The organism is Embleya sp. AB8 (assembly GCF_049739465.1).
In the GTDB taxonomy this organism is placed as follows: Bacteria; Actinomycetota; Actinomycetes; order Streptomycetales; family Streptomycetaceae; genus Embleya.
On sequence record NZ_JBMHHY010000047.1, the window covers coordinates 30,864 to 57,238 of the forward strand.

18 protein-coding genes are annotated in these 26,375 nt (G+C 71.8%); 9 read left to right on the top strand and 9 right to left on the bottom strand.

Going from position 1 to position 26,375, the window contains the following annotated elements:
• Nucleotides 1-33 precede the first annotated feature (33 nt).
• Complete coding sequence (locus ABIA38_RS42930; protein WP_424644462.1) at nt 34-396, bottom strand: ArsR/SmtB family transcription factor; 363 nt, start codon at nt 394-396, stop codon at nt 34-36.
• A gap of 135 nt (nt 397-531) precedes the next feature.
• Here ABIA38_RS42930 and ABIA38_RS42935 point away from each other — a divergent pair, with 135 nt between their 5' ends.
• The 4 genes from ABIA38_RS42935 (at nt 532) to ABIA38_RS42950 (ending at nt 4,938) form a co-directional block, all read left to right on the top strand.
• Nucleotides 532-1,818, top strand: a complete 1,287-nt coding sequence (locus tag ABIA38_RS42935) for an MFS transporter (protein WP_424644463.1) — start codon at nt 532-534, stop codon at nt 1,816-1,818.
• A gap of 95 nt (nt 1,819-1,913) precedes the next feature.
• The gene (locus ABIA38_RS42940) at nt 1,914-2,213 is read left to right on the top strand and encodes a hypothetical protein (RefSeq protein WP_424644464.1); all 300 of its coding nucleotides are present in this window, start codon (nt 1,914-1,916) and stop codon (nt 2,211-2,213) included.
• 296 nt (nt 2,214-2,509) lie between these two features.
• Nucleotides 2,510-4,411, top strand: coding sequence for a propionyl-CoA synthetase (locus tag ABIA38_RS42945; protein ID WP_424644465.1), 1,902 nt, complete (start codon nt 2,510-2,512; stop codon nt 4,409-4,411).
• Between the two features lie 38 nt (nt 4,412-4,449).
• Complete coding sequence (locus ABIA38_RS42950; RefSeq protein WP_424644466.1) at nt 4,450-4,938, top strand: hypothetical protein; 489 nt, start codon at nt 4,450-4,452, stop codon at nt 4,936-4,938.
• A 101-nt stretch (nt 4,939-5,039) separates the two neighbouring features.
• Here the strand turns inward: ABIA38_RS42950 and ABIA38_RS42955 are convergent, their stop codons facing one another.
• Entirely contained in the window at nt 5,040-5,675 is a 636-nt protein-coding gene (locus ABIA38_RS42955; protein ID WP_424644467.1) for a TetR/AcrR family transcriptional regulator, read from the bottom strand.
• A gap of 113 nt (nt 5,676-5,788) precedes the next feature.
• On the opposite strand from ABIA38_RS42955, the gene ABIA38_RS42960 reads away from it, so the two are divergent.
• Both ABIA38_RS42960 and ABIA38_RS42965 read left to right on the top strand, forming a co-directional pair.
• Entirely contained in the window at nt 5,789-7,318 is a 1,530-nt protein-coding gene (locus ABIA38_RS42960) for a DHA2 family efflux MFS transporter permease subunit (protein WP_424644468.1), read from the top strand.
• A gap of 448 nt (nt 7,319-7,766) precedes the next feature.
• Complete coding sequence (locus tag ABIA38_RS42965) at nt 7,767-10,094, top strand: PQQ-binding-like beta-propeller repeat protein (RefSeq protein ID WP_424644469.1); 2,328 nt, start codon at nt 7,767-7,769, stop codon at nt 10,092-10,094.
• 155 nt (nt 10,095-10,249) lie between these two features.
• Here ABIA38_RS42965 and ABIA38_RS42970 read toward each other — a convergent pair whose 3' ends face one another.
• The 3 genes from ABIA38_RS42970 to pucL all read right to left on the bottom strand — a co-directional run bounded on the left by ABIA38_RS42970 (nt 10,250) and on the right by pucL (nt 14,942).
• Nucleotides 10,250-11,539, bottom strand: a complete 1,290-nt coding sequence (locus tag ABIA38_RS42970) for a citrate synthase (RefSeq protein ID WP_424644470.1) — start codon at nt 11,537-11,539, stop codon at nt 10,250-10,252.
• Nucleotides 11,540-11,883: 344 nt separating this feature from the next.
• On the bottom strand, nt 11,884-13,857 hold the full coding sequence (locus ABIA38_RS42975) for an N-6 DNA methylase (RefSeq protein WP_424644471.1): 1,974 nt from the start codon (nt 13,855-13,857) through the stop codon (nt 11,884-11,886).
• 194 nt (nt 13,858-14,051) lie between these two features.
• The gene (pucL, locus tag ABIA38_RS42980; protein WP_424644472.1) at nt 14,052-14,942 is read right to left on the bottom strand and encodes a factor-independent urate hydroxylase; all 891 of its coding nucleotides are present in this window, start codon (nt 14,940-14,942) and stop codon (nt 14,052-14,054) included.
• Nucleotides 14,943-15,284: 342 nt separating this feature from the next.
• On the opposite strand from pucL, the gene ABIA38_RS42985 reads away from it, so the two are divergent.
• A complete protein-coding gene (locus tag ABIA38_RS42985; protein WP_424644473.1) occupies nt 15,285-17,999 on the top strand; it encodes a protein kinase domain-containing protein in 2,715 nt (904 codons plus the stop codon).
• 191 nt (nt 18,000-18,190) lie between these two features.
• Here the strand turns inward: ABIA38_RS42985 and ABIA38_RS42990 are convergent, their stop codons facing one another.
• Both ABIA38_RS42990 and ABIA38_RS42995 read right to left on the bottom strand, forming a co-directional pair.
• Nucleotides 18,191-18,832, bottom strand: coding sequence for a DUF305 domain-containing protein (locus ABIA38_RS42990; RefSeq protein WP_424644474.1), 642 nt, complete (start codon nt 18,830-18,832; stop codon nt 18,191-18,193).
• 58 nt (nt 18,833-18,890) lie between these two features.
• Entirely contained in the window at nt 18,891-19,397 is a 507-nt protein-coding gene (locus ABIA38_RS42995; protein ID WP_424644475.1) for a hypothetical protein, read from the bottom strand.
• 129 nt (nt 19,398-19,526) lie between these two features.
• On the opposite strand from ABIA38_RS42995, the gene ABIA38_RS43000 reads away from it, so the two are divergent.
• Entirely contained in the window at nt 19,527-21,245 is a 1,719-nt protein-coding gene (locus ABIA38_RS43000) for a class I adenylate-forming enzyme family protein (RefSeq protein ID WP_424644476.1), read from the top strand.
• A gap of 53 nt (nt 21,246-21,298) precedes the next feature.
• Here ABIA38_RS43000 and dapD read toward each other — a convergent pair whose 3' ends face one another.
• Nucleotides 21,299-22,294, bottom strand: coding sequence for a 2,3,4,5-tetrahydropyridine-2,6-dicarboxylate N-succinyltransferase (dapD, locus tag ABIA38_RS43005; RefSeq protein ID WP_424644477.1), 996 nt, complete (start codon nt 22,292-22,294; stop codon nt 21,299-21,301).
• A gap of 56 nt (nt 22,295-22,350) precedes the next feature.
• Nucleotides 22,351-25,326: an ATP-binding protein gene (locus tag ABIA38_RS43010; RefSeq protein WP_424644478.1), complete on the bottom strand. Its 2,976-nt coding sequence runs from the start codon at nt 25,324-25,326 to the stop codon at nt 22,351-22,353.
• Between the two features lie 357 nt (nt 25,327-25,683).
• On the opposite strand from ABIA38_RS43010, the gene ABIA38_RS43015 reads away from it, so the two are divergent.
• The gene (locus tag ABIA38_RS43015) at nt 25,684-26,094 is read left to right on the top strand and encodes a Zn-ribbon domain-containing OB-fold protein (protein ID WP_424644479.1); all 411 of its coding nucleotides are present in this window, start codon (nt 25,684-25,686) and stop codon (nt 26,092-26,094) included.
• Nucleotides 26,095-26,375 lie beyond the last annotated feature (281 nt).

A 26,375-nucleotide genomic window follows, 5' to 3' on the forward strand; every position in this document is an offset into this window, starting at 1 on the left:
GGTGATGCGGACGGCTCGGGATGCCGGCGTCGCTCAGCCTGCCGGCGGTGACCAGGCCGCGACCAGGTCCAGGAGACCCGGGAAGCGCTGGTCCAGGTCGGCGATCCGGACGTGGCTGCGGCGCTCCAGGCCGTATTGGCGCTGGCGGATCAGCCCGGCCTCGCGCAGCGCGCGGAAGTGGTGGGTGAGCGAGGACTTGGGTTGGCCGAGGCCGAACCAGCCGCACGTGTGGTCGAACTCGGTCGACTCCAGGAGCAGCGTGCGCACGATGCCCATCCGGAGCGGGGTGCTGAGCGCGCCCATCACCACCTCCAGCCGCAGCTCGGCGATCGTGGGTTCGGGCAGCGGCTCGGGGGCGTCGTTCGGGACCGGGCGGACGACCGCGTCGTGGGGCACTGGGCATCTCTCCTCGGTGTGGGCCGCGACTCGACTCGGGTGAGCTGTACGAGTTGCATCGTACTGCATTTCATGTTCGACTCGACTCGTACAGCATGTACGAGTCGAGTCGTACAGCCATGCCTTGGGGGCTCCATGACCAGCACCGACGTTCGCCACACACCCGCGAGGGCTGCCGGCCGGGTTCCCGACCAGGATTCCGGCCGGGCGCTCGAGCGGGCCGCCGAGTCGCCGCGATCCGCCGTTTGGCTCGCCGCGTGGCCGGTGACCGCCGTGTTCGTCCTGTCCAATGCCGCGACCCCGCTCTACGTCGTCTGGCAGCGCGAGTTCGGCTTCTCGGCGGGTACCTTGACCGTCGTCTTCGCGGCCTACATCGTCGGTCTGCTCGGCGCGTTGACCGTGGCCGGCGTCCTGTCCGACCGCATCGGCCGCAAACCGGTCCTGCTCCCCGCGCTCGGCCTGGCCGCCCTCGCCTGCGTGGTCTTCGCCACCGCCCAGTCGGTGGTGGCCCTGGGCCTCGCGCGCCTGCTCACCGGGATCGCGGTCGGGGCGACCGTGTCGGCCGGCATGGCGGCGGTCGCCGACGTGGCGGGACCGGCGCGCAAGCGGCTCGCCGCGCTGTCGGCGTCGTCGGCGATGGTGCTGGGCGCGGGGCTCGGGCCGATGCTTGCGGGGGTGCTGTCCGAGACCGTTCCCGGGCCGACGACCACGGTGTTCGTGATCGAGGCGGTGCTGTTGGCCACGGCGTTCGTGGTCGTGTACCGGATACCGCTCGCGCCCGCGCGTCGCGCCGCTGCCGGTACCGCCGGCACCCCCGGCGGACGGTTGCGGATCGCGTCCGTCCCCACCGCCAACCGCCGGCAACTACTGCTCGGGATCGCGGTGTTCGCGCCCGGGATCACCGCCACCTCGTTTGTGCTGTCCCTCGGTCCCTCGCTCCTGGCCGGGCTGCTCGGTACGTCGAGCCGGATCGTCGCGGGCTCCACCGCGTTTGTGATGTTCGCCGCGGCGACCGGCGTGCAGTTCGCGGTTCGCCGACTGGCGGTACGGACCACCCTGCCGGCCGGGGCGGCGGCGGTGGTGGTCGCGATGGCCGCCCTGATCGGCGCCGTGCAACTCGCCTCCGCGCCGCTGCTGTTCCTGGCCGCGATGCTCGCCGGCGCCGGGCAGGGCCTCGGCCAACTCGGCGGCCTGACCCTGCTCGGCGCGACCGTCCCGCGCGAACGGGCCGCCGAGGCCAATGCGGCGCTCAATGTGGGCGGTTACGTCCCGGCCGGCCTGCTCCCGGTCTCCGTCGGCTACTTGAGCGACGCGGTCGGCCTGCGTACGGGAGCGACGCTGTTCGCCGTCGCCCTGATCGCCGCGGCCGTTGCCGCCGTCGCCCTCGTACTGGCCGACCGGGCGGCCACGGAGCAGTTCTGAGTTTCCGTCGGAAGAAACCCTGTCGGCTCTGTCCGGCACACTCGGCACATACGTCGCCGTCCCCTCGGCGCTCGTCGACACGAAGGAGAATGGCCATGGAATTGCCCGCGCCCGAGGTGGAGTTGGTCGATCCGACGATGGCCATGGGGAGCATCCGGATCGGCTCGCCGACAGGAATGCGGGAGGGGGACGAGATCCAGCTGTACTGGGACGGGCAACCACTCGGTGACGCCTTGACGCTCATCGCCGACATCGCGCCGGATGGGACGATCGACCTGGACATCGAGAGCGGATCCATCATCGGCGGCGGCACCGTGATCCCGATCCACTACACGATCACCAGTGACGAAACGGTGTATGAATCGGCGCCGTTCATGCTTGAGGTCGATCGGTAGGGCGCCGGGGATTGTCCGGACTCCCTCGACTCCCGGGCGATGCCCGTTACTTGACCCGAATCCAAGCCCGAATCCAAGATCGCCGCCGCCGATCCCGGTGCGTTCGTCGAGCGTGAGGCGTGGTGGCCCAGAGTGCCGGCCGACGTTCGGCTGCCGCCGAAGATCGGCGGCGTCGAGGCCGACGTGGCTTCGAACGGGCGTGCGCGTGTCTTGACTTCGGGCCGTCGCGTCGGGATCCTGCCGGCGGGCGGCACGCTCACGCTGCGGCCCGCCGGGACCACTGGGAGGAATCGCGGATGAGCCGGGACACGGGCGGGGCGTACGCATCGGCCTATCGGCGCAGCCTCGACGATCCGGAAGGGTTCTGGCTCGCGGCGGCCGAGGCGATCGACTGGATCACCCCGCCCACCCGGGCGTTGGACGACTCGGCCGCGCCGCTGTACCGCTGGTTCCCCGACGGCGAGCTGAACACGTGCTTCAACGCGCTGGATCGGCATGTGGCCGCCGGTCGCGGAGCGCAGCCGGCGATCGTCCACGACTCGCCGGTGACCGGGACCGGGCGCACCCTGAGCTACGCCGAACTCCTCGAGCTGACCGCGCGGTTTGCCGGGGTGCTGCGCGGGCTCGGGGTGGGCAAGGGTGATCGGGTCGTGCTCTACCTGCCGATGGTGCCGGAGGCGGTGGTCGCGATGCTCGCCTGCGCCCGCCTCGGCGCGGTGCATTCGGTGGTGTTCGGCGGCTTCGCGGCGCACGAACTGGCGGTGCGGATCGACGACGCGCGGCCCAAGGTGGTGGTGGCCGCGTCGTGCGGGATCGAGCCGACCCGGACGATCGCCTACAAACCGCTCGTGGACGCGGCGCTGGCCGAGGCCGTGCATCGGCCCGATCGGGTGGTGATCCTGCAACGCCCGCAGCTGGTCGCCGAGTTGACGGACGGCGACCTGGACTGGGACGCGGCGATGGCGACCGCCGAGCCGGCCGGGTGTGTGCCGGTCTCGGCGCTCGATCCGCTGTACATCCTCTACACGTCCGGAACCACCGGGCCGCCCAAGGGCATCGTCCGGGACAACGGCGGGCACGCGGTCGCGCTGCGTTGGTCGATGGAGAACGTGTACGGCGTGCGGCCGGGTGAGGTGAGTTGGACCGCCTCCGACGTCGGGTGGGTGGTCGGGCACTCGTACATCGTCTACGCGCCGCTGCTGAGCGGTTGTACGTCGGTGCTGTACGAGGGCAAGCCGGTCGGCACGCCGGACGCCGGCGCGTTCTGGCGGGTGGCCGCCGAGCATCGGGTGACCATGTTGTTCACCGCGCCGACGGCGTTTCGGGCGATCAAGAAGGAGGACCCGGCGGGCAAACTGCGGGCCGGGCACGATCTGTCCGCGCTGCGTGGGCTGTTCCTGGCGGGCGAGCGGCTGGATCCGGAAACCTACCGCTGGGCGGGCGAGTTGCTCGGAGTCCCCGTGGTGGACAACTGGTGGCAGACCGAGACGGGTTGGCCGATCGTGGCGAACCCGATGGGGCTGGAGCCGCACCCGACCCGGGCCGGTTCGGCGACGTTGCCGGTGCCGGGCTACGACGTACGGATCCTGGACGTTGCGGGGCGGGAGGTGGCGCCGGGCGTCGATGGGGCCGTGGTGCTCAAACTGCCGATGCCGCCGGGGACGCTGGCCACCCTGTGGGGGGACGACGAGCGTTGTATCGCCTCCTACCTGACCACCTATCCGGGCTACTACCTGAGCGGCGACGGCGGGCGCAAGGACGAGGACGGCTACGTGTACGTGATGGGCCGGACGGACGACGTGATCAATGTCGCCGGACACCGGCTGTCCACCGGGTCGATGGAGGAGGTCCTGGCCGGCCATCCGGATGTCGCGGAGTGTGCGGTGATCGGGGTGGCGGACGAGCTCAAGGGCCAGGTGCCCCGCGGTCTGGTGGTGCTCAAGGCGGGCGTCGTGCGCGAACCGGCCGAGGTGTCCGCCGAGTTGGTCCGCCGGGTACGGGACACCATCGGCCCGGTGGCGGCATTGCGCCGAGTGGACGTGGTGGCCGCGCTGCCGAAGACCCGATCGGGCAAGATTCTGCGCCGGACGATGCGCGACATCGCGGATGGGCGGGTGGTCGAACCACCGTCCACGATCGAGGATTCGGGCGTCCTGGATGCGTTGCGGGCGACCTTGACGGGGGACGTGTCGGCTTAGGGATCGGTCGGTTCGTCGCCGAACGGGTGGAGTGTGGAGTGCGCGGGGCGAGTTACGGCATCACCGGCCACATCAACATCTCGGCCGACACCGTGCCGTTGGTAGACCGCGCGCTGCGGGAACTGCTGGCCGGCGTCGCCCGGGAGGAACTGCTCGGCTACAGCTGCCTGGCCGCGGGCGCGGACGCGATCTTCGCCCGGGCGGTATTGGACCTGGGTGGGCGGCTGGTGGTCCTGCTGCCCTCGGCGGACTACGGCGAGGCCAAGGTCGGCGCGGCCTACCGGGCCGAGTTCGACCACTTGCTCGCACACGCCGCCGAGGTCCGCGTACTGCCGTACGCGAGGGCCTCCCGGGACGCCTACGCGGCGGCCAACGCGGCCCTGGTCGCCGCGGCGGACGTGCTGCTCGCCGTCTGGGACGGCCGGCCCGACCCGGCGCGTGGCGGCACCTACGAGGTGGTCACCAGGGCCCGAGCAGCGGGAAAGCCGGTACGGGTGATCTGGCCGAGGGGGTCGGCCCGGGGGTGAGGCGGGGCCGGATCAGGCCGACCGCGAGCCGGTGGGACCGCGACCATCGCGCCGAACGCGACGGGCGCAGCGGGTGGGCACCACCTCCGGGCCGATCGGGCTCAGGGCCGGGCCGCCATCATCGGCAACAGGGCGTTGTCGACCAGGGATTCGACCTCGGGCCCGGTCATCGGGACGGCCGTCATGGTGAAGCGTTGGCACAGCACCGACGGCCCGGCCAGGACACATTCGGGGGCCAGCGCCCCCGGGCGGGCCTCGCCGCGGGCGATCGCGTCGGCGATCAGCTCGGTCAGGCGGGTCTGCCACGGGCCGATCACCCGGTGCTCCCACATTTCGGCGAACTCGTGGTGTCGGCTGATCTCGCCGCACAGCACCCGCATGCCCAGGCCGAGCGAGCCCGCCATGCCCTGCGCGATGGAATTCAGGTAGACGATCAGGTCCGCGCGCAACTCACCAGGCAGGGACAACGATTCGGGGTCCGGGAGGGCGGCCCGGAGGGCGTCGGCGGTCATGCTCAACTTGTCCGGCCAGCGGCGATACAGCGCCGACTTGCCGGTGCCCGCGCGGGTCGCGACACCCTCGAAGGTGAGCGCGCCGTAACCGCGCTCGCCGAGCTCGGCGATCACCGCCTCGGTGATCGCGCGTTCCAGCGTGATGCCGCGCTTTCGGGGTCGCTGCCTGTAGTCGGTGACCAGCAGGGCTGTCTCGACGTGACCCGCGCGTACTCCTGTGCTCACTCTCGCCTCCGCTCGCCATGGTACAGAAAACGTTTGCGTTCTCTAAGGCTTAAGCCCTAGATTCGCGTAGAGAACGCTCACGTCCACTAGTAACCAGTAATGCGAGGCAATCCATGACGACGGCACCTTCCGAGGTCGCCGGCTCGACCGGATCCCAAACCGCGGAGGCGCCGCACGCGCGCCGCGGCTTGGCCTTGGCCCTGCTCGCAGGGGCCCAGTTGATGATCGTGCTGGACGCGACCATCGTGAACATCGCGCTGCCCGACATGGGCAAGGCGCTCGACATCAGCGAAACATCGCTCTCCTGGGTGATGAACGCCTACCTGCTGACCTTCGGCGGCCTGCTGCTCCTCGGCGGTCGACTCGGTGACCTCTTCGGCCGACGCCGGATGCTGGCGCTCGGCCTGATCGTGTTCACCGTCGCCAGCCTGCTCGGCGGATTCGCGGGCAACGAGGCCCTGTTGCTCGCCGCGCGTGCCCTCCAGGGCGTCGGCGGCGCGCTGGTGGCCCCTGCGGTCCTGTCGTTGGTGACCACCACCTTCGAGGAAGGGCCGGAACGCAACAAGGCGTTCGGTGTCTACGCCGCGGTGTCGGGCATGGGCTCGGCGGTCGGCCTGCTGCTCGGCGGCCTGCTCGTCGAGTATCTGTCCTGGCGCTGGGTGATGTTCGTCAACGTGCCGATCGGCATCGCCCTGGTGGCGGCCCTGCCGCTGGCCATCCCGGACGACGCGAAGACCGGCGAGAAGGCGATCTGGCGCGGCCGGTTGGACATCCCGGGCGCGCTGACCTCCACACTCGGGGTGACCGCCCTCGTCTACGGCGTGATCCGCGCCGCGGACCAGGGCTGGAGCGACGCGCTGACCATCGGCTCGCTGATCCTGTCCGCGGTGCTGATCGCGGCCTTCATCGTGATCGAACTCAGGGTCGAGCAACCGCTGATGCCGATGCGGATGTTCCGCAACCGCAACCGGTCCGGCAGCTACGTGGTGATGGCACTCGCCGCCGGCGGCATGCTCGGCTCGTTCTTCTTCATCACCCTCTACATGCAGATCGTCGCCGGCTACTCGCCGATCAAGGCGGGTCTGGCCTATCTCCCGCTGTGCGCGGGCGTGATGATCTCGGCCCAGTTCACCAGCGTGATGTTGCCGAGGATCGGGCCGCGCGTACTGCTGACCGTGGGGCCGATCCTGGCCGGCGCGGGGCTGTTCTACTTCTCCCTGCTCGAGGTCGACTCCAGCTACGTCACGGGCCTCCTGCCCGCGATGGTCGTCTTCGGCCTCGGCATGGGCCTGATCTTCGTCGCGATCATGTCCACCGCGGTGGCCGGCATCGCGCCGGAGGACGCGGGCATCGGCTCCGCGATGCTCAACGTCACCCAGCAGGTCGGCGGCGCGGTGGCGATCGCGGTGCTGACCACGATCTACTCCAACCGCAAGAGCAGCACGATGGACGACCAAATCGCCAAGCTGGGCGAGAAGGCGAAGTTCGATCCGCACTCGATCAAACTCGCCCTCACCGACGGGTACACGGCCGGCTTCCTGGCCGCCGCGATCCTGCTCGCCGTAGCCGCCGTGATCGCCGTGGCGGTGCTCCGGGTCGACAAGTCCGACCTGCCCGCCGATGCCCCCGCCGGCCTGCACTGACCGCTAGGCCGCACCAACGGCCGGAACGGGACGACGCCAAGGGATACATCCGCCCCCACCACCGGTCGGATGTACCGACATCCCGACGTTCCGACAATCGGTCGATACCGCGACACCCGGGCCCGGTTCACCCAGAACCGGCCCGGGTGTTCGTATGCGCAAGCACAATGCGTCCGATTCGGACCGATCGGCACGGGAATTTCCGCTTCCGCCACCACTCTTCGTGATCGGGGGCTGGGGGAATCCCCAGGCTTTCCGGCGAAGCGGGACGCGGCGTGGGCGGCAGGGCGAGCAGGCGGGTACCCTGCGACAGGCAGCGGGTGCTCCACCCCGGGGCACCTACAGCGCGACGACGGGACGACCGGCGCCGTGGCACTCCTCCCGCCTGTTCCTGTCGAAACGGCCGCTCGGCGGGGATGATGGGCGGTGGGGCGACTTCGGGGGGATTGTGACGGAACACGGATGGCCGGGTGAGCCACCGGCCAAGGGGGATCCGGAACGGATCGGCCCCTATGCGGTGCTCGGCCGACTCGGGGCCGGCGGCATGGGCCGGATCTATCTGGGGCGTTCGCCCTTCGGGCGACTCGTCGCGATCAAGACGATCCGCTCGGAGCTGGGCGGCGATCCGGGCTTTCGCGCACGCTTCGCCCAGGAGGTGGCCGCGGCCCGCCGGGTCAGCGGCGTGTTCACCGCCGCCGTGGTCAACGCCGATCCCGACGCCGCGGTGCCGTGGTTGGCCACCGCGTACGTCCCCGCGCCCTCGCTCGAGTCGCTGGTCCGCGCGTGCGGGCCACTGCCGCCGCGCGCGGTGCGCTGGATGGCGGCGGGCATCGCCGAGGCACTGGAGTCCGTACACGCCGCCGGCCTGGTGCACCGCGACCTGAAGCCGTCGAATGTGCTGGTGGCCAGCGATGGCCCCAAGGTGATCGACTTCGGCATCTCGCGCGCGGCCGACTTCGGATCGCTGACGATGACCGGCGTCGCGGTCGGGACCCCCGCGTACATGTCGCCGGAACAGGCCCAGGGCGTCCGTGACATCACCCCCGCGAGCGACATGTTCTCGCTCGGCGCGACGCTGGTCTACGCGGCCACCGGGCACTCGCCCTACCCCGACCGCAAGCCCGCCGAGGCGCTGCTGCGCCTGGTCACCGGCTCCCCGGACCTGGGCGGCCTGCCGCCGGAGCTGACCGGCCTGGTCAACCTGTGCATGCAGCGCGCGGCCGAACACCGGCCGAGCCCGACCCAGTTGCTCAACCAACTCGCCCCGCTCCTGGACGACAGCGGCGCGGACAGCCAGTTGCCGGACAACGCGTCGGCGATGGTGCAGCGGTTCGAGAGCCAGTACCGCCCGACGATGGGTCCGCGCACGCCCCCCGTGCGCGACGTGGTCGAGCCGGAGCAGCCCGAACTGCCGGAGAATGTGCGCCCGGACCCGAACAACATGGGCAAGCTGCCCAACCAGGTACGCGAGGAACCGCGCCCCGTGCCGCGCCTGGAGCCGCACCGGGCCGCACCCCCGCCGCCGCAGCGCCCGCCGGGCAACCCGACCCGCAAGCCGCCGCCCCGGCCGCCGGCGCCGCCGACGAACACGCCGGTGACCGGTCGCCCGCCCGGCCCGCTGCCGGTGGCCGGGCATCGGGTGTCCACGTCCGCCCCGGCGCCCGCGCTGCCCACCGAGCGAGTGGCCCGGCCGCCCGCGCCGATACCCAACTCTCCGGTCACGTGGCCGGAGGGTGGGCCCGACGTACCGCGCCAGCACCCCACGCCGCCGCGCACCCCCACCGGCGGCCTGGAGACCTCGCCGGTGTGGCGGTTCACCGCGACCGGCGAGATCCTCACCCCGCCGGTGCGCGCGGGCTCCGGTCGCACCGCCCGGGTACACGTGCACAGCAACGACAACGGGCTGCACACGCTGCATCTGGCCACCCGCGAATGGCGGTTCGACTCGTCGGGCTGGTCGCACCCGCCCGCCGTGGACGGCGAGCTGATGTACCTGAGCAGCCAGGACAACCACGTCTACGCACTGGAGTTGACGTCGCGTCAGTGGCGGTGGAGCTTCCCCACCGGCGGTGAGGTGGTGGCCGCTCCCGTGGTCGCCGACGGCACCGTCTACTTCGGGTCCAGCGACAACGCGTTGTACGCGGTGGACGCGGCCACCGGGCGATGTCGCTGGCGGTTCCCCACCGGCGGCTGGGCCACCTCGCCGACGGTGGTGGACGGCACGGTCTACTTCGGCTCCAGCGACCGCTGCGTGTACGCGCTGGACGCGGCGACCGGCTGGTGCCGCTGGCGGTTCGCCACCGGCGGCTGGGTGTCCTCGCCGACCGTGGCGGGCGGCATAGTGCACGTGGGCAGCACCGACCAGTACCTCTACCTGCTCAACGCCACCGACGGCGCGATGCGCGGGTGGTTCGGCGCGGGCGGCCCGGTCGCGCAGCCGGCCACGGCGGGCAACCTGTCCTTCTTCGGCAGCGGCGACGGCGGGCTCTACGCGGTCGACGTGAACACCACACGCTGCGTGTGGCGGTTCGGCGCCGAGGGCTGGGTCACCTCGCCGGTGGTCGCCGACGACATCGTGTACGCGGGCAGCAGCAACGGCTCGGTGATCGCGGTCGGCCTGAGCGGCGAACCCCGCTGGCGGTTCACCACCGGCGGCCGGGTCACCTCACCCGTGGTGGCCGACGGCCTGCTGTTCGTGGGCAGCGCCGATCGGCACCTGTACGTCCTCGACGCGGCCACCGGAAAGGGCCCTTCGGTGACGACCCCGCAGGGGTGAGCACATCCGTCGGGGGTGACCACACTCGTCGGGAGTGACCGCACCCGTCCGGAGTGAACCAACCCGCCCCAAAACCGAAACGGTCTTGGCGTCGGCGCCCGCGAACCTCGTTCGCGAACCTCGACACCAAGACCGTTCCCACGTGTTCCCTACCCTCAGCGCGCACCGATGGGGGTGTAGTCGCGCAGCGCGATACCCGTGTAGACCTGGCGCGGGCGGCCGATCTTCGCCTTCGGGTCGGCGATCATCTCCTGCCAGTGCGCGATCCAGCCCGGCAGCCGGCCGATCGCGAACAACACCGTGAACATCTCGGTGGGGAAGCCCATCGCCCGGTAGATCAGCCCGGTGTAGAAGTCCACGTTCGGGTAGAGCTTGCGCTCGACGAAGTAGTCGTCGGCCAGCGCCCGCTCCTCCAACTGCATGGCCAGGTCCAGGAGTTCGTCCTTCTTGCCCATCCGGGACAGGACGTCGTCGGCGGCCTTCTTGATGATCGTCGCGCGCGGGTCGCGGCTCTTGTAGACCCGGTGCCCGAAGCCCATCAGGCGGACACCGTCCTCCTTGTTCTTCACCTTGTTCACGAAGGAGTCGATGTCGCCACCGTCGTTCTTGATCTGCTCCAGCATCTCCAGGACCTGCTGGTTGGCGCCGCCGTGCAGCGGGCCCCACAGCGCGTTGATCCCGGCCGAGATGGACGCGAACATGTTCGCCTGGCTGGAGCCGACCAGCCGTACCGTCGAGGTCGAGCAGTTCTGCTCGTGGTCGCCGTGCAGGATGAGCAGCTTGTCGAGCGCGTCCACCACGACCGGGTCGGCCTTGTACGACTCGGCCGGGACCGCGAAGGTCATCCGCAGGAAGTTCTCGACGTAGCCGAGCGAGTTGTCCGGGTAGAGCATCGGCTGGCCGACCGACTTCTTGAACGCGTACGCCGCGATCGTCGGCAGCTTGGCCAGGAGCCTTATCGCGGAGAGCCGGACCTGCTCCTCGTCGAACGGGTTGTGGCTGTCCTGGTAGAACGTCGACAGCGCGGACACCACGGACGAGAGCATCGCCATCGGGTGCGCGTCGCGCGGGAAGCCGTCGTAGAACCGCTTGACGTCCTCGTGCAGCAGGGTGTGCTGGGTGATCTCGTCGCGGAAGTTGTCCAGCGCGCTCACGGACGGCAGTTCGCCGTAGATCAGCAGGTAGGCCGTCTCCAGGAAGGTACCCTGCTCGGCGATCTGCTCGATCGGGTAACCGCGATAGCGAAGGATGCCCTCCTCGCCGTCGATGAAGGTGATCGCCGATTTACACGCGGCGGTGTTGACGAACCCTCCGTCGTAGGTCACCAGCCCGGTCTTGGCGCGCAGTGTCGAGATGTCCACGGCGGTGTCGCCGATGGTCCCCTCGACCAGCGGGAGGGTGTGCTCGTTTCCTTGGTGGCGCAGTACTACCGAGTCCTCGCTCATGGGGGTCCCCTACTTCTCGGCTCAGGCTCCGGCAGCCACCCGGATCGTGTCCGTGCGGTTCCGGTCTTTGTGACATGTGTGCATCAGTACGAATAGCAGGCGCGCGAGGCGGCCTCGCAGCCACCTCCCACCTGGGCGACAAACCGTGAGCCGCATCACCTGACCCAGGGTGGCGGGTCGAGATGCCCAGAGTCATTGCTGCCTCACGTCGCAACGTATACGTGTTTCGGCTTCCCGCTCCGGGGGTCACCCATGCGGCCTCATGCCGGAGCACACGATCGGATCGCCTCGGGGCGACGTTGCGTGACCGCTCTCGGCAGACGCGGGCCGGCGCCTCCGGACGCCTACGATCCACGCCGGATCGGGCCCGGTCGGCCCGGCGGTTGGAGCAGGCCCGCGGTGAGGCCCTCCAGCAGCCCCCGGCCCAGGTCCTCGCCCAGCGCCGCCGCGTCGCGCAGGTCGGTCACGAATGTGCGCAGCGCCCGGAAGGTCTCGCCGTACGCGCGCTGCCGGTCCGGCGGCAGCAGCGGGATCTCGATCCGCCGCACGTCGACCCGCACGATGCCGGCCCCGTAGCCGGCCCGCCTGGCGTGCGCCGGATCGGTCAGGAACCCGGCCAGGAACCACGGATCGAGGGTGGCCGGGTCCGGGCGCAGCAGATGCAGATTGGGCCCCAGCACCGCGTCCTGCTCGGCGACGCCGGCCACCCGGACCGCGCGCGCCCATCCGCTCTCCCCGCTGCCGAGCAGGGTCGGCACGATCACGTCGCCCGCCCGGATCCGCGGATGTCGCGCCTGGTCCGCCTCGGCCGCGGACAGCCGCGCGCTGGGCGGGACGGCGGCGGCCAGGTCGGTGGTGGTCAACATCGGCACGGTCGGCCCGGTGGGCGTCTCGTGGCCGCCTGGACCGGACCGGGAGGCGCTGCGGTGCAGGGTGATCGCGCCGGTGCGGGCCAGGTCGGCGAGCGAGACCGAGCGCCACCCGGCGGCGCCCGCCTCGGCGGCCGGCGCGGCGGGCACCGCGGGTACCAGGTTCGGCAGTCGGCCGAGCAGCGCGAGCAGCCGTTCGCGGGTCTCCCGCACCCGCTCGGCCACGTTCGCATCGGTGCGCGCGGGCAGGTTGTGCGAGGGGGTCAGGTCGACGTCGTCGTCGAGCAGCTCGATCAGCGGCACCGTGCGATGGTGCCCGGGCAGCTCGGTCAACCCGGCCGGATCGGCCCGGAAGTCGTGCCAGGCCCGAACCGCCGCATCCGCCCGCGCCAAGTCCTCGACCTCGGCGAACAACACATGCGAGGGCAGCAACGCGTCCGAGGGCCGCTCCAACACCCACAGGTGCAGCGCCACCCCGAGCGGCGGCGCGGCCCCGGCGGGCAGCCCGAACACCGCGCGCAGCGCCCCCCGGCGCAACAACTCGGCCCGGATCCGCCGCCCCGAGCCGCGAGCCGCCACCGCCGGCGGCATCAGCAGCACCACCCGCCCGCCGACCTCGGCGTGTGCGAGGGCGTGCTGGACCCAGGCGAGTTCGGATTCGGTACGCGGCGGCAGGCCGTATTCCCAGCGCTGGTCGTAGGCCAGCTCGTGGTGCCCCCAGTTGCGGTCGTTGAACGGCGGGTTGCCCACGACCGTGTCGAACAGCGCGCCGGGCCACGCGTCGGCGCGCAGTCCGTCGCCCTCGGCGATGGTGATGTCGGTGTCCGGCAGCGCGTCCGGGTGCAGCGCGAGTCGGGCCCGGACCAGGCGGGCCAGGGCCGGTGCCGCGGTCTGGCCGCGCAGCGCGGATGCGGACCGGACGAAGCCGAGCAGCAGGTCGCCGTGCGTGGTCGCGGGGTCGAGTACGGTGACCGCCGACTCCCGCCCGGCGCGCGCGAGTTCGGCGATCAGCGCGACGGTGGCCGGCGGGGTCGCGCCGCCGGGGCCGGCGGGCGAATCGGCGAATCGGGCGTAGAGGTCGGCGAACACGGCGGGCGCGCCGCGCGTCGCGGCCAGGTCGCTAGCGGCGCGCAGGAGGTCCGCGTACGGCCCGACCCGTGCGGGCGTGCCGGCCAGCAGGTGGTCGCCGATGTCCGCGAGCCGCCCCGGGACGTCGCCCGAGGCCGCGACCAGGTGCCACAGGTGCTCCTCGGGCGCCACCTCGGCGATCTTGCCCTGAGCCCGCAACCAGCTCTCCACCTCGGACAGCGCGAACGTCGGGCTTGCGTCGCTGCCGCCCACGGGCTTCGGGAAGTCGTCGAACCGCCGACGCCAGTTGCTGACGGCGGCACGCCCGACACCCGCGATGCGGGCGATCTCGGCAGCGGTGACCCGCGGGCTGGTGGACACCGTCTCCTCCTCCTTGCGGCCGGGATCGTGAACAACGCAGAGTCGATGACAGGGGAGCGACGAGGCATGTCCGACGATGTCCTGTTGACGCTATTCACAGCCATTGCTTCCATTGACTCAAGCAGTATGCAACAACCCAGGAAACATCGGCATCGCACCGCCATCGCGGATGGGTGTCCCGGTGTGGTCTCGGCCTACTCCCAGGGGAGTTCGGCCGACGCTTCGGGCGCGTCGTCGCGCCGGACGCTGCCCTCGATCAGCCCGTACGGCCGATCCGTCGCCTCGTACACCTCGCCCGCGTTCTCCTGCCCGTACGCGCTCAGGTCCACGGGGTAGTGGTGCCGGTTCGGCAAGGTCAGCCGCACCTCGGCCAGTTCCGCCTGCTCGGCCAGCACCGCCTCGCCCATCGCGTACAACGTCTGCTGCAGGGACAGGCTGTGCGTCTCGGCGAAGGTGCGGAGCAGGGTGTCGCGCGCGGTGCGAAACGAGGCGTCCCAGTCGGTGGGTCCGGTGCAGGTACGCGGCCGGCGCCAGCGCGCCTCGATGCTCGTGGAAAGGATCCGGTCCCGGGTCGGTGCCAGTGTCGTATAGCGGTCCGTCAGGAACCCATGGAACTCCGACCCGGCCGACTTGAGCACGGTCACGTCCTGGATGCCGGAACACACCTCGCTGCCCGCCGGCCCGTGCAGCACGCCCGCGTAGCGAGCCCCCGAACCCCGAATCCAGGCATGCGGATGCGGCCCGTCGCCGGCCGGGATGCGTAGCCACGGATGCTCGACCAGCCGCACCCGCGCGGTGTCGATCGGCGCGTGGGCGGCGACGAAGTGGCGGGCCAGGCGCAGCCCGAACTCCTCGATCGCGGGGAGTGGTTCGTCCTGGGCGAAGGCGTACACCACGGCCCGCATCGTGTCGGTCGGGAGGACCTTGGCGTTGTCCCCGCGCAGGTGGGTGTCCGCGAGGTCCCCGGACAGCGACACGGATACGTCGAGGTCGCACAGTTCGTGCTCGGTCGTGCTGGTCCGGGTCAGCCGGACCAGCCGTACCTCCGCCTTGCCGTATCGGTTGGGCCCCAGAACGATCGCCATCGGGTCGACTCCCTCGTGCGGATGAGCGTGCGGGGTGGGATGGGGTGGATGGGGTGGGGTGAACCGGGCGGGTGTGCCGGTGTGTCGTCGTGAAGCTAGTGGCGCGGCCCGGCGTGGTCAAAGCCGCGAATCCGGACATGTCCCGGTGATCCGTCGGTGGTTCGGCGGTCGTGCCGAGTCGGTAACAAGAGGTTGACGGGTCCGTCCCGGACCTCGGTGGGGCCGCGGGTGGGCAGGTAGGCTGCGGCAAAGTCCGCGGGGAGGCGAGACAGACAGGGCCGGAGGAATGCCCTGGAGCCGCTCCCTGCCTTGGCGCAGCACGTACAAGAGGGGGCGGCAGTCATGGATCCGCTGAAGCCGGGCGATCCCGGAGTTGTCGGGCGGTATCGACTGTCGGGCCGACTGACGCAGGGCGGACTGGGAACGGTGTTCCTCGGCCGTGCGCCCGGCGGCGAGCACGTCACGGTCAAACTGGTCCGGCCGGATCTGGCGTCCGACAAAACGTTCCTGGACCGTTTCCGGGCGGACCTGGTCACGGCGCGGCAGGTCGGCGGGAAGCACGTCGCGCATGTCCTGGACGCCGACCTCGACGGCACGCCGCCGTGGTTGGTCGTGGAACACGTGGCGGGCCCGACCCTGGCGGCGGCCGTCGCGGCCCACGGCCCGCTCCCCGAGGCCACGTTGCGCACGCTGGGCGCGGGGTTGGCCGAGGGCCTCGCCGCCGTGCACGAGGCGGGCCTGACGCACCGTGACCTGAAGCCGGCGAACGTACTGCTGGCGACGGATGGCCCACGGGTCGCGGACTACGCCCAGGCCCGCGCGCTCGGCTCGGCCGGGATGAGCCGAACCGGCGTGCTGGACATCCCCGGCCTGCCCGCACCGGAGCAGGTCACCGGCGGCTCCATCGGCTCGGCGATCGACGTCTTCGCCCTCGGCGGCATCCTGTGCCACGCGGCGGGCGTGGACCCGTTCGGCGCGGGTTCGGCGGCCGAGATCGCCCAGCGGGTGGTCCGGGAGTCGCCGGACCTGACCGAACTCCCGGACTGGCTGCGGGAGATAGTCGCCGACTGCCTGAAGAAGCGCCCCACGGCCAGGCCGACGGCGGCGCAGCTGGTGGCTCGCTTCGCGGCGCGGGACGCGGCGGGTGAGGGGTGGCTGCCGGAGGGGGTGGCGCAGGCAGCTGCGGCGGAGGCGGTTGTCGGGGCTGCTGCTGCTGCGGCGGCGGACGGTGTGGAGGCTGCGGGGGCGGTTGCCGGAGCGGCGGGTGGCGCGGGAGCTGCCGTGGCTGCGGCGGCGGTTGGTACGGACGGTGCGGCGGTTGGTGGGCAGGGCGCGGCGACGGCGGAGGGTAGGACCGGGCGCGCGGCTGAGGACGCGACAGCGGACGCCGACGCGGGGCCGAGCCGAGGCGCGGGCGCGGGGCGGGTTGCCGACGCGACAGTTGCCGACGCCGACGCCGACGCCGATGCCGATGCCGACGCCGAGCCGAGCGGGGACGCGGGTGCGGCGCGCGGCGCGGGCAAAGGCGCGGCCCAGAAGGTGAGTGCGGACGCGGCGCGGGATGCGTGCGTGGACGATGGGGCGGCCGAGGACGCGGAACCAGGTGATGGCGCGGACGCGCACGCGGACGCGGCGGAGTTGGAGACGACCGAGGTCCCGGCGTCGGCCGCGTTGGCCGCATCGGCGGAGGTGGCCGCCGCCGTACGGACCGCCGAGGACGCCGACGCAACGCCCGTGTCCACGCCCGCCGTCCGGGGCGCCGCCGCCGTGTCCACGGTCGACGAGGCGACCGAGTCCGCCCCGGAAGCCCCGGCAGACGACACGACACCGGTATCCACCCGCGCCGCGAGCCCGGATCGGGACGACGCGCAGACGCCGACCGCCGAGCCCGCCGCACCGGGCGGGGCCGACGCGAAGCCGACCACGAACGCCGCGGAGGGCCTGGCGGACCCGGAAGCCGACGAGGCGACCCCGGCCGGGCTCGACGCACCTCCCGCCGTACGCCCGAAGAAGACCGGCAGGGCCAAACCGAGCAAGACGAAGACCCGCGACAAGGGCGCCGACGACACGACCGTGGTCACGGCACCGATCCTGCCCACCGGCAACCCAAAGCCGGCCGAGGGCCGCGACGATGAGGCCGCCACCGATGCGACCCCGGTGACGACACCGGCCATCCGCACCGGCAAAACAAGCAGGCCGAAGCCGAGCGCGGCAGCCGGCCGGGACGATGCCGACGACGCGACTCCCGTGGCGAGCCCCGCCGCCCGCACCGGCAAACCGGGCAAGGCGAAGCCGAGTACGGGCGAAGGTTCGGACGCGGAGGCCGACGGTGACCCGACTCCCGTGGCCGGCCCGGCCGTGGACGCCGGCAAGCCGAGCAAGGCGAGCAAGCCGAGCAAGGCGAAGCCGGGCGCGGACGCCGCCGATGCGGCTCGCGCGGCTACGCCGGCCGTCCGGATCGCCAAGGACGCGGAGGACGCGGAGGAGGGCGACGCGGCGAGTGCCGCGGCTCCCGCCCCGGTCGGCAAGGCGCCCTACGACGGCGAGTCGCCGGTCAAGGTGCCGGCCATGCGACGCGGGACGGTCGAGGAGACCGTCAAGGTCCCGCGTAAGCCCGACGGGCCCGCGCCCGTGGGGGCCGGGGACAAAACCGTCAAGGTGGCACGGGAGTCCGCGGCGGCGGCGCCGACCGAGGTGGTCTCGGCCGAGGTGGTATCGGCCGCCGCGCCGCCGCTCCCGACCGAGGCACCGCCAGCGGCGGCCGGTACGCCGTTCCCCCTCGGCCCGCCCCAGGCACTCGGCGCGACGCGCGAACCCCGCCCGGCGAACCCGGTGATCTGGCACGTGGTGATAGCCCTGCTCGGGGTGACCGCCGTCGGGATCGGGCTGTTCCGGGTCACCGACTCCGCGTGGCGCGACGCGCAGAGCGCGGTCCTGGGCGTGATCCTCCCGGCCGTCTCGATACTGGCGGGCCTGGCGGGCCTGGCCACGCTCGTCCTCGTGGTCCTCGGCACCCGCACGCCACGCGGCGCCGAGAGGCGGGAGCCCCAGGTGTAGGGCCATCCGGTTCGGGAGGGGGTAACCGCCCGCTCCACCCGTTGCGTTCACCTCGATGGTTGCGGTTTCAGTTGCGGTTTCAACGGCACCCGAGTGGCCTGGTCCGGCCCTGCCACCCCCGGGGTGGCCGACCGGACCGGGCCGGGGGTCGGCCTGTGTGGCTTGTCCCACCACCCGGCCCGGTCGGGGTGTCAGTGGTGGGTCGGGGTGGTCGGCGGTGGCGTGGTGCCGGTCCTGGCTGCCAGCAGGCGTCGCATCGTGTTCACCTCTTCCGCCTGGGAACTCTCGATTGCCTGGGCGAGTCGGCGGGCCTCGGGGTTGGTGCCCTGGGTGAGTTCGGACCTGGCCATGGTGATCGCGCCCTCGTGGTGGACGATCATCAGTTCGAGGAAGTGGCGGTCGAAGTCGGGGCCTGTCGCGTTGCCGAACGCCTGCATGTCCGCGGGGGACATCATGCCGGTCATGTCGTGGCCCATCGGAGCCGCCAACGGCTTGGCCCACGCGGTGAGCCAGCCTTTCATCAGGGCGATCTCCGGGGCCTGCGCCGCCTCGATCGTCGCCGCCAGCCGCTTGACCTCGGGGTCGGCGGCCTTGGTCGGGGCCTGGCGGGCCATTTCCACGGCCTGCTCGTGGTGGGGGATCATCATCTGGGCGAACATCACGTCGGCGTCACCGAAGCTCGCCGTTGCCGCCGTGGTCGCGGGCGGCGTGCTGTTGCCGGCTCGGTCGGACTTGGTGTCGTTGCCGCACGCGGTGAGCACGAGGGTGCCCGCGAGGGCGAGCGAGGTCAGTACGCAGGCGCGCCGAAGCCGCCTGGTGGACTGCGAGTTCATGATGGGGATGTCTCTCGGTCGTGACTGCGAACAGGGCTGACGTAACGGCGACGTCGGCCTATCTGCGCAGTACCGAGAGGAACATCGGGTCGGGTGGCCGAGGCGGCGGCGATACGGCCCGCAGCAGGCCCCACAGGTGCTCGGCGCCGCCCGTACCCCTCGGCCGGCGGTCGGGGGTGGCACGGCACAGCGCGACCAGCCCCACGGCGAGGCCGCCGAGCAGCACCGCGACGCAGATCGACGCGGGGCTCGGACCGGAGTGGGAACCCGGCGCGGAATGGCCGGAGGAGTGGTCGGAGGAGTGCTCGGAGGAGTCGGTGGGGTGCTCGATTCGCTCACCGGCCGACACCGACTCCGACGCGGACATGGACGCCGACGTGGACGCCGTCATGGACGACATCGCCGCCGGCTCCTGCTGCGGATGGCCGAGTGTATGCATGCCGGCCGTGCCGAGCAGGAGCAGCAGCAGGAAGAGCAGCTTGGCGAGCGGATAGGCGCAATAAGCGCGACAGGCGCGCTGTGCACGATGCGCGCGGCTCCGTCCCGACCCGCCCACGTCGTCCACCCCCCTGCCTCGACCGCCGCCGCCGCACACCCTACCCCTACGGGGTAGCGGCATCGGAAGCTGATCACGTGTCAGATCACACCCCCGATCACTTGAATGACTCGATCAAGGAGTTCTAGGGTCCCGGCCATGGCCACCCCCAGCTCCGCCGCCCCGGATGCCGCCCCCGATGCCGTGCCCGCCGACCCGGTCCTCGCCCTCACCGCTCCCGGCGGCCCGTTCGCGCTCGCCGAGGAGGACGTGCTCGGTGTCCCGCTCCGGGTCCTGGTCGACCGGCCCCGTTCGCTCACCGCCTTCGTCGAGCGGGCCGGGCGGTTCGGCGACCGTGAATACCTCGTCCACGAGGAGCGTCGGGTCACCTTCGCCGAACACGTGCGCGACGTCGCCTCGACCGCGCACGCGTTCCGCGACCGGTACGGGATCGGTCCGGGGGACCGGGTCGCGATCCTGGCGGCCAATCGGCCCGAGTGGCTGACGGCCTTTCAGGCCACCGCCGCGCTCGGCGCGATCGCGGTCGGGATGAACGGCTGGTGGGCCGCCGACGAGATCCGCTACGCCGTCGCCGACTGCGCGCCCGCACTGCTGGTCGCCGACCGCCGCCGGCTCGACCGCCTGGGCGGCGCGGCCGCGGCCGCCCGCGAGCTCGGCGTGCCCGTGCTCGAGATCGAGACCGAGTTCGCCGCCCTGACCGCCCACGCGCGCACCGCCGAACTGCCCCCGGGCGCGGCCGACGAGGACGACGCGGCGCTGATCCTGTACACCTCCGGTACCACCGGTCGGCCCAAGGGTGCCGTGCTGACCCACCGCAACGTGGTCGCCATGCAGAACCTCCAGGCCCTGCTCGCCGCCCGAGCCACCGCGCATCTGCCGGCCGCCGCGGTCGCCCAGGCGCCACCCGGCCGCTGGTTGGTCAACAGCCCGTTCTTCCACGTCTCCGGCCTGCTCGCGGGCGCCGTGGCCGCGCTGGCCGGCGGGCACACGATGGTGCTCTACGGCGGCCGGTTCGAGGTGCCCCGCCTGCTCGACCTGATCGAACGGGAGCGTTGCACGACGTGGTCGCTCGTACCCACCGTCGGCTGGCGGGTGGTCGATCACCCCGACACCCCCACCCGCGACCTGACCTCGATCGTCCGACTCGGCGGCGGCAGTGCGGCGTTCTCGCCCGAACTGGTGCGCCGGCTCCAGGAGGTGTTCCCGAACGCGAAGGGCGCGATCGGCGTCGGGTACGGGCTGACCGAGTCCGGCGGCGTGGCCACCACGGCCGGTGCCGCGCAACTGGAGGGCGAACCGGGCGCGATCGGTACGGCGGTGCCGACCGTGGAGGTGACGGTCCATCACGAGGACGGCACCCGGCAGCCCGACGGCGTCGAGGGCGAACTGTGGATTCGCAGCCCGCTGGTGATGCGCGGCTACTGGCGCAACGAGGCGGCCACCGCGCAGGCGCTCACCCCGGACCGCCGGCTGCGTACCGGCGACCTCGGCTACGCCCGCGACGGCCGGTTCCACCTGGCCACCCGGCGCAGCGACCTGATCCTGCGCGGCGGCGAGAACGTCTACCCGGCCGAGATCGAACACTGCCTGGACGCCCACCCCGAGGTCGCCGAGTCGGTGGTGGTCGGGGTACCGCATCCGGAGTGGGGCGAGGAGGTGAAGGCGATCGTGGTCCCGGCCCCGGGCAGCACGATCACCGCCGAGCGACTGGGCGCCCATGTCGCCGAACGCCTGGCCCACTTCAAGGTCCCCGCGCACTGGGAGCTGCGCACCGAGCCACTGCCCCGGACCCCGACCGGCAAGGTGATCCGCGCGGTCGCCACCGGCGCCAAGCCGGCCGACCTGGTCGAGGAATAGCGGGGCGGGGCCCGCGGATCACCGCCGGCCCCGCCCGGGGCACCACCGAATCGTCAGTCGTTCTTGTGCAGTTCCTCGTTCAGCGCACCCCAGGACTTGGTCCGGGCGATCGCCTCGATCGTCCCGGTGACCGAGTTGCGGCGGAACAGCAGCCCGTCCCGCCCGGAGAGCTCGGCGGCCTTGACCACCGCACCGTCGGGCGTGGTCACCCGGGTGCCGGCGGTGATGTAGCAGCCCGCCTCCACCACGCAGTCGTCGCCGAGCGAGATGCCGATGCCCGCGTTGGCGCCGAGCAGGCAGCGCTCGCCGACCGAGATGGTCTCCTTGCCGCCGCCGGACAGCGTGCCCATGATCGACGAGCCGCCGCCGACGTCGCTGTGGTCGCCGACCACGACACCCGCGCTGATCCGGCCCTCGACCATCGACGCGCCGAGCGTGCCGGCGTTGAAGTTGCAGAAGCCCTCGTGCATCACCGTGGTGCCGGACGCCAGGTGCGCGCCGAGCCGGACCCGGGTGGTGTCGGCGATCCGCACGCCGGTGGGCACCACGTATTCGGTCATCCGGGGGAACTTGTCCACCCCGGCCACCTCGAACGGGACCCGGGCGGCGCGGGCCCGCAGCCGGGCGCCGGTCAGGCCGTCGACCGGCACCGCGCCCAGGTTGGTCCACACCACGTTGGGGAGCACGCCGAACAGGCCGTCCAGGTTCTGCCCGTGCGGGCGGACCAGGCGGTGGCTGAGCAGGTGCAGGCGCAGGTACGCGTCGTGCGTGTCCACGAGCGCGGCGGCCAGCGAGGGGATCACCGTGCGTACGGCGACGACCTCGACGCCGCGGACCGGGTCGGCGCCCAGGCCGGCGGCGGCGTCGGCGCCCAGTGCCGCCAGGGCCTCGGCCGCGGACAGGCGCACGGTCTCGGTCTTGCCGTTCGCGTCGCCGGCGGTCAGCTCGGGCGCGGGGTACCAGGTGTCCAGCACGGTGCCGTCTGCGGCGATCGTCGCGAGACCTGCGGCGACGGCACCAACGGTGGAGGAATCAGCAGTGTCGATCACCCCACCACCGTACCGGGGGCCCGCCCCGCGACCCACCGCCGGTGCTCCCGCGGCGCCTACTCCAACTCCGGCCGCCGGGTGGGCCCCTCCGGGAACGGCCAGGTGTCCGAACGATCCCCGTCGGGATCCGGCCGGGCCTCGCCGCGATGCGGGATGCCGTACGGGCTGTAGCCGCCGGCGTACTCGTTGGCCCACTCGGCCGCCTCGTCCGCCCGCCCGTGGTCCACCGGCGGCAGCGCGGTCGCGCCGGCCAGGGCCTCGACCATCTCCGCGGCCCGCATCTGGACCGGGATCGCGCCGCAGGCCATCGCGGTGTCCCGGGCCCGCTCCAACTCGCCGATCGCGTCCGGCTTGTGGCCGTCCTTGCGCAGCCGGTCGCCGTACGCGAGCAGCGCCTTGGCGTATTCGTACTGGGCGCCGACCCCCTCCAGGGCGACCGCCGCGTCCCACAGCGCCTGCTGCGCGTCGACGTTGTCCTCGACGATTCCGGCCACCCGCTTGGCCTGGCCGGCGGCCACCGGGGCGTAGAAGGTGTCCGCGCGGGCGACCGCCTGCTTGGCCACCTCCTTCGCGAGCTTCTTGTTGTGTTGCGGACCCTTGGCGTCCAGTGCCTCGGCGAGCAGCAGACCCCACGGGCACCAGGCCGGGTTGTCCATGCCGCGAGCGCGCAGTCGCTCGCCGAGTTCGGTCAGCGGCTGGACCACCTCGGCGTGCCTGCCCTGGGCGATCCGCAGTTCGGCGAGCACGATGGCCGGGACCGGCAAAACCCGGGTGGTCAGGTCGGCCTTCACCGGATCGTCGAAGCCGATCAGTACGGCCACCCGCTCGGCCTCCTCGAGGTCGCCCTGGGCGATCAGGGTCTGGATCAGCACCCCGGCCGCGTACCACTGGGACGGTGTGTCCTCGCCGAGTTTGCGGGCCATCTCCAGGCCGATCCGGGCCTGTTCGCGGGCCTCCTTGAGGTGGCCCATCCGGTAGTAGAGCATCGCCCGGAAGGCGTGGCCGTAGGACAGATGGGCACGTTGGCGGCCGTTGTCGCGCAGTTCGGCCATGCCGCGTTCGAGGAGTTCCTTCGCCTCCTTGAACAGGTCGCAGTAGATGAAGGTCAGGGTCAGCACCATCGGGATCTCGAATCCCCAGCCGTCCTCGACCCAACTGAAGCCCGGCCGCTCCTTGTTCGGCGCCTCCGGCCCCAGTGCCGCACGGGCGAACTTGGTGGTGGTCTGGAGCCGGCGACCGGTGAGCACGCCGTACCAGGCGACCAGCGCGAACATCGAACAGTTCGTCCGGGACGTGGCGTTCTGGGTGTTCAACCGCACGGTCAGCCGCTGCAGGTCGTGGGCGCGCGACGCGAAGTTGATGTCGTCCTCCCAGAACGCGGCCCACATGAACAGGTCGGCGTAGAGTCGCTGGCGCTTGTTGACCGGGGTGATGTCGATCTCGCCCTGGAGCAGTTCGAGGCTCTTGGGCAGTTGGCCGCAGAACGCCAGCGAACGGCCCAGCTCCACGACGATGTTGGTACGCAGCTCGTCCACGCCCGGTTCGCCGGACTCGGCGAGCGCGTTGCGCAGCGGTTCGAGGCTGGCCGGGGGATTGTTCACGAAATGGGCGCGGCCGATGTTGTAGTGGATCCTGGCCCGCATGTCCTTCGGCGCCAGCTCCTTGAGTACGTGTTCGAGGTAGGTCACGCCCGCCTCGGGGACGCCGGAGGCCAGACACTCGCGGGCCGCCTCCACCGCGATGTTCGCGGCCCAGCGGTCCTCCCGGTCGAACACCTTGAGCACGTGGGTGGCCGCGGTCTGCGCGGAGAAGTGCTCCTCGCGCAACATCCGGGCGGCCTGCGCGTGCATGTCGCAGCGCTCGACCGGCTCGAAGCAGTGGCGGTAGACCGCGAGGCGCACCAGCGGGTGGGTGAAGCCCCAGGCCGTGCGTGTGTCCTCGACGTCGGTGAGGATCTCCTGCTGGTACAGATCCGCGGCCGCGACCACGGTGGCCGCGCGGGTCAACCCGGCCAATTCCGCGGCACGTTCCATGGTCACGTGCGGGGTCAGGATCGCCGCGGCCAGCGCGACCCGGCGCGAATCCGGGGCCAGCCGATCGAAGCGCTTCTTGAAGTGGCTTCGGGCGTAAGCCTTGGCGGCGTGCTGTTCCATGTCCACGCCGTGCACGGGCAGTGCGGCGGCGGTCGGCTCGATCCCGTTCACTTCGATGTAGCGCAGCAGTTCGCGCACGGTCTGCGGCTGGCCGCCACAACTGCGGTGGCAGTGCTCGGCGAACTCGGGATCGATTTGTCGGCCGGGGAAGCGGCGGCGGATCATCGTGGTGGTGCCGTCGAGGGTGATCTCCATCAGCCTGGCGCACATCTCGCCCGCGATGGCATCCAGCGCGCGCAGCGGCTCCTCGAGGGCCGGCTCGTGTTCGTCGGGTCGATACGAGAGCACGATCAGGATCGGGAAGTCGCGGATCCGCATCGCCAATTGGGTGAGCCAGATCAGCGAGGACGGGTCCGACCAGTGCGCGTCGTCGATCACCATGATCAGCGGCGCGCGTTCCTTGACGTAGCCGCGCAGCACCGCGTCGAGGCCGGAGCGTACGTTCTCGGTGTCCGGCGACTCCTCCGGCTGACGCGGGCTCATCCCGAAGATCGGCCCGAGGATGCCGTACCACTCGCCGAGTCGATTTCGTTGAGCTTCGTCGTCCAGCTTGTAGAGATCCCGGAACAGCCGCTTCACCAGGCCGTATACCCGGACCTTCTCCAGGTCGTAGCCGACCACGTGCAGGGCGGCGAAACCCTCGGCCAGGGCGGTGCGTTTGATCCACTCGAGCATCGCCGACTTGCCCATGCCCGCCAGTCCGGTGATCACCGCGAGTCGGCCCTCGCCGGTGTCGCGAACCGATTCCAGCTGGCGGTGGAGATCGCGCTGCAGGAAGTCGCGCTCGACCAGGGACACGGGCTCCGCTCCGGATCCGGAGCCGGGAGTCTGCTCGCGCCCCAGGTCATCCGGGCGCGGTGCCATGCGTTGTGCCGTCATCGCGCAACCTCTCTGCTGTGCGTCCCCGCCTCGGGTGCGCGCGAACGATTACGCGCCGTGGCGGATCACTTGCGCTACCTATCCTGCGCCAATCACGCAAGCCCTGTCTGTGACTTGGCCGAGAAGTCCTGTCGGTGTCCTCCTCACGAGTGCCGGTAGGGGTGCGGACGGGTGCGGTGCAGGGTGCCGGCGTTCGAATGGGAGTCGGCGGAATGGGAGTCGACGTGATGGGAGCGATGCCGAACGGGAACGAATGTGCGATCGATTCGGCAACCACGCGCTTGGTGCGCGAGCATGCAGCCAACGCTCGTCCTCGAACGCCGACGGGCACGACGAAACGTTCGGAACGGAAAGGCCGTGACACCCGTGTTGGGACCGCAGATCGGTGTACCCGTCACTCCCGCCGCGTCGGTGCGGGTGCCGCCGGAACCGGGGGAGTTGCGCTATCAGCGCTGCGCCGAGTGCGAGGCGGCCAACTTCGCGCCCACCGAGCTGTGTCGGGGCTGCTCGTCGGGCACGCTGCACTGGGCCACCAGCGCGGGGCGGGGCAGCGTGTACAGCTGGACGGTGGTCCGCAGGCCCGCCGGGCGCGGGTCGGCCGGTTCATACGCGGTGGCGATCGTGGACCTGGACGAGGGCTATCGAATGCTCACCAACCTGGTCGAGGTCGAACCGACCGAGATCCACTCGGGGATGCGGGTCCGGGTGGACCTGCGCCCGACGGGCGAGGAACGGATACTGCCGTTCTTCACCCCGGACCACGGTTGAGCCACTTCCCGCTTCCCGCTTCCCGCTTCGCGGCGACGCGGGACTCGGGGGCGTGGAGGGCCGGTTCGGGGGCTTGGTTTGCCGACTTTGGTGCTGTTCCGGGTGGGGGCTGGGGTGTTGCTCGGTGCCGCCCGGGCGCTAACCCCGGTCGGGGCTGGGCTCCCGAGCGGGGGTGACGCGGGACTCGGGGCCCGGGCGGCGGGTTCGGGATGCGGGTTGCCGACCCCGGTGCTGTCCCGGGTGGGGGCTGGAGCTTTCTTCGCGCCGGGGTTGGACTCGGG

Coding starts and splice junctions, on each gene's coding strand:
- ABIA38_RS42935 (WP_424644463.1), top strand. CDS start 532: ATGACCAGCACCGACGTTCGCCACACACCCGCGAGGGCTGCCGGCCGG.
- ABIA38_RS42940 (WP_424644464.1), top strand. CDS start 1,914: ATGGAATTGCCCGCGCCCGAGGTGGAGTTGGTCGATCCGACGATGGCC.
- ABIA38_RS42945 (WP_424644465.1), top strand. CDS start 2,510: ATGAGCCGGGACACGGGCGGGGCGTACGCATCGGCCTATCGGCGCAGC.
- ABIA38_RS42960 (WP_424644468.1), top strand. CDS start 5,789: ATGACGACGGCACCTTCCGAGGTCGCCGGCTCGACCGGATCCCAAACC.
- ABIA38_RS42970 (WP_424644470.1), bottom strand. CDS start 11,539: ATGAGCGAGGACTCGGTAGTACTGCGCCACCAAGGAAACGAGCACACC.
- pucL (WP_424644472.1), bottom strand. CDS start 14,942: ATGGCGATCGTTCTGGGGCCCAACCGATACGGCAAGGCGGAGGTACGG.
- ABIA38_RS42985 (WP_424644473.1), top strand. CDS start 15,285: ATGGATCCGCTGAAGCCGGGCGATCCCGGAGTTGTCGGGCGGTATCGA.
- ABIA38_RS42990 (WP_424644474.1), bottom strand. CDS start 18,832: ATGAACTCGCAGTCCACCAGGCGGCTTCGGCGCGCCTGCGTACTGACC.
- ABIA38_RS43000 (WP_424644476.1), top strand. CDS start 19,527: ATGGCCACCCCCAGCTCCGCCGCCCCGGATGCCGCCCCCGATGCCGTG.
- ABIA38_RS43010 (WP_424644478.1), bottom strand. CDS start 25,326: ATGACGGCACAACGCATGGCACCGCGCCCGGATGACCTGGGGCGCGAG.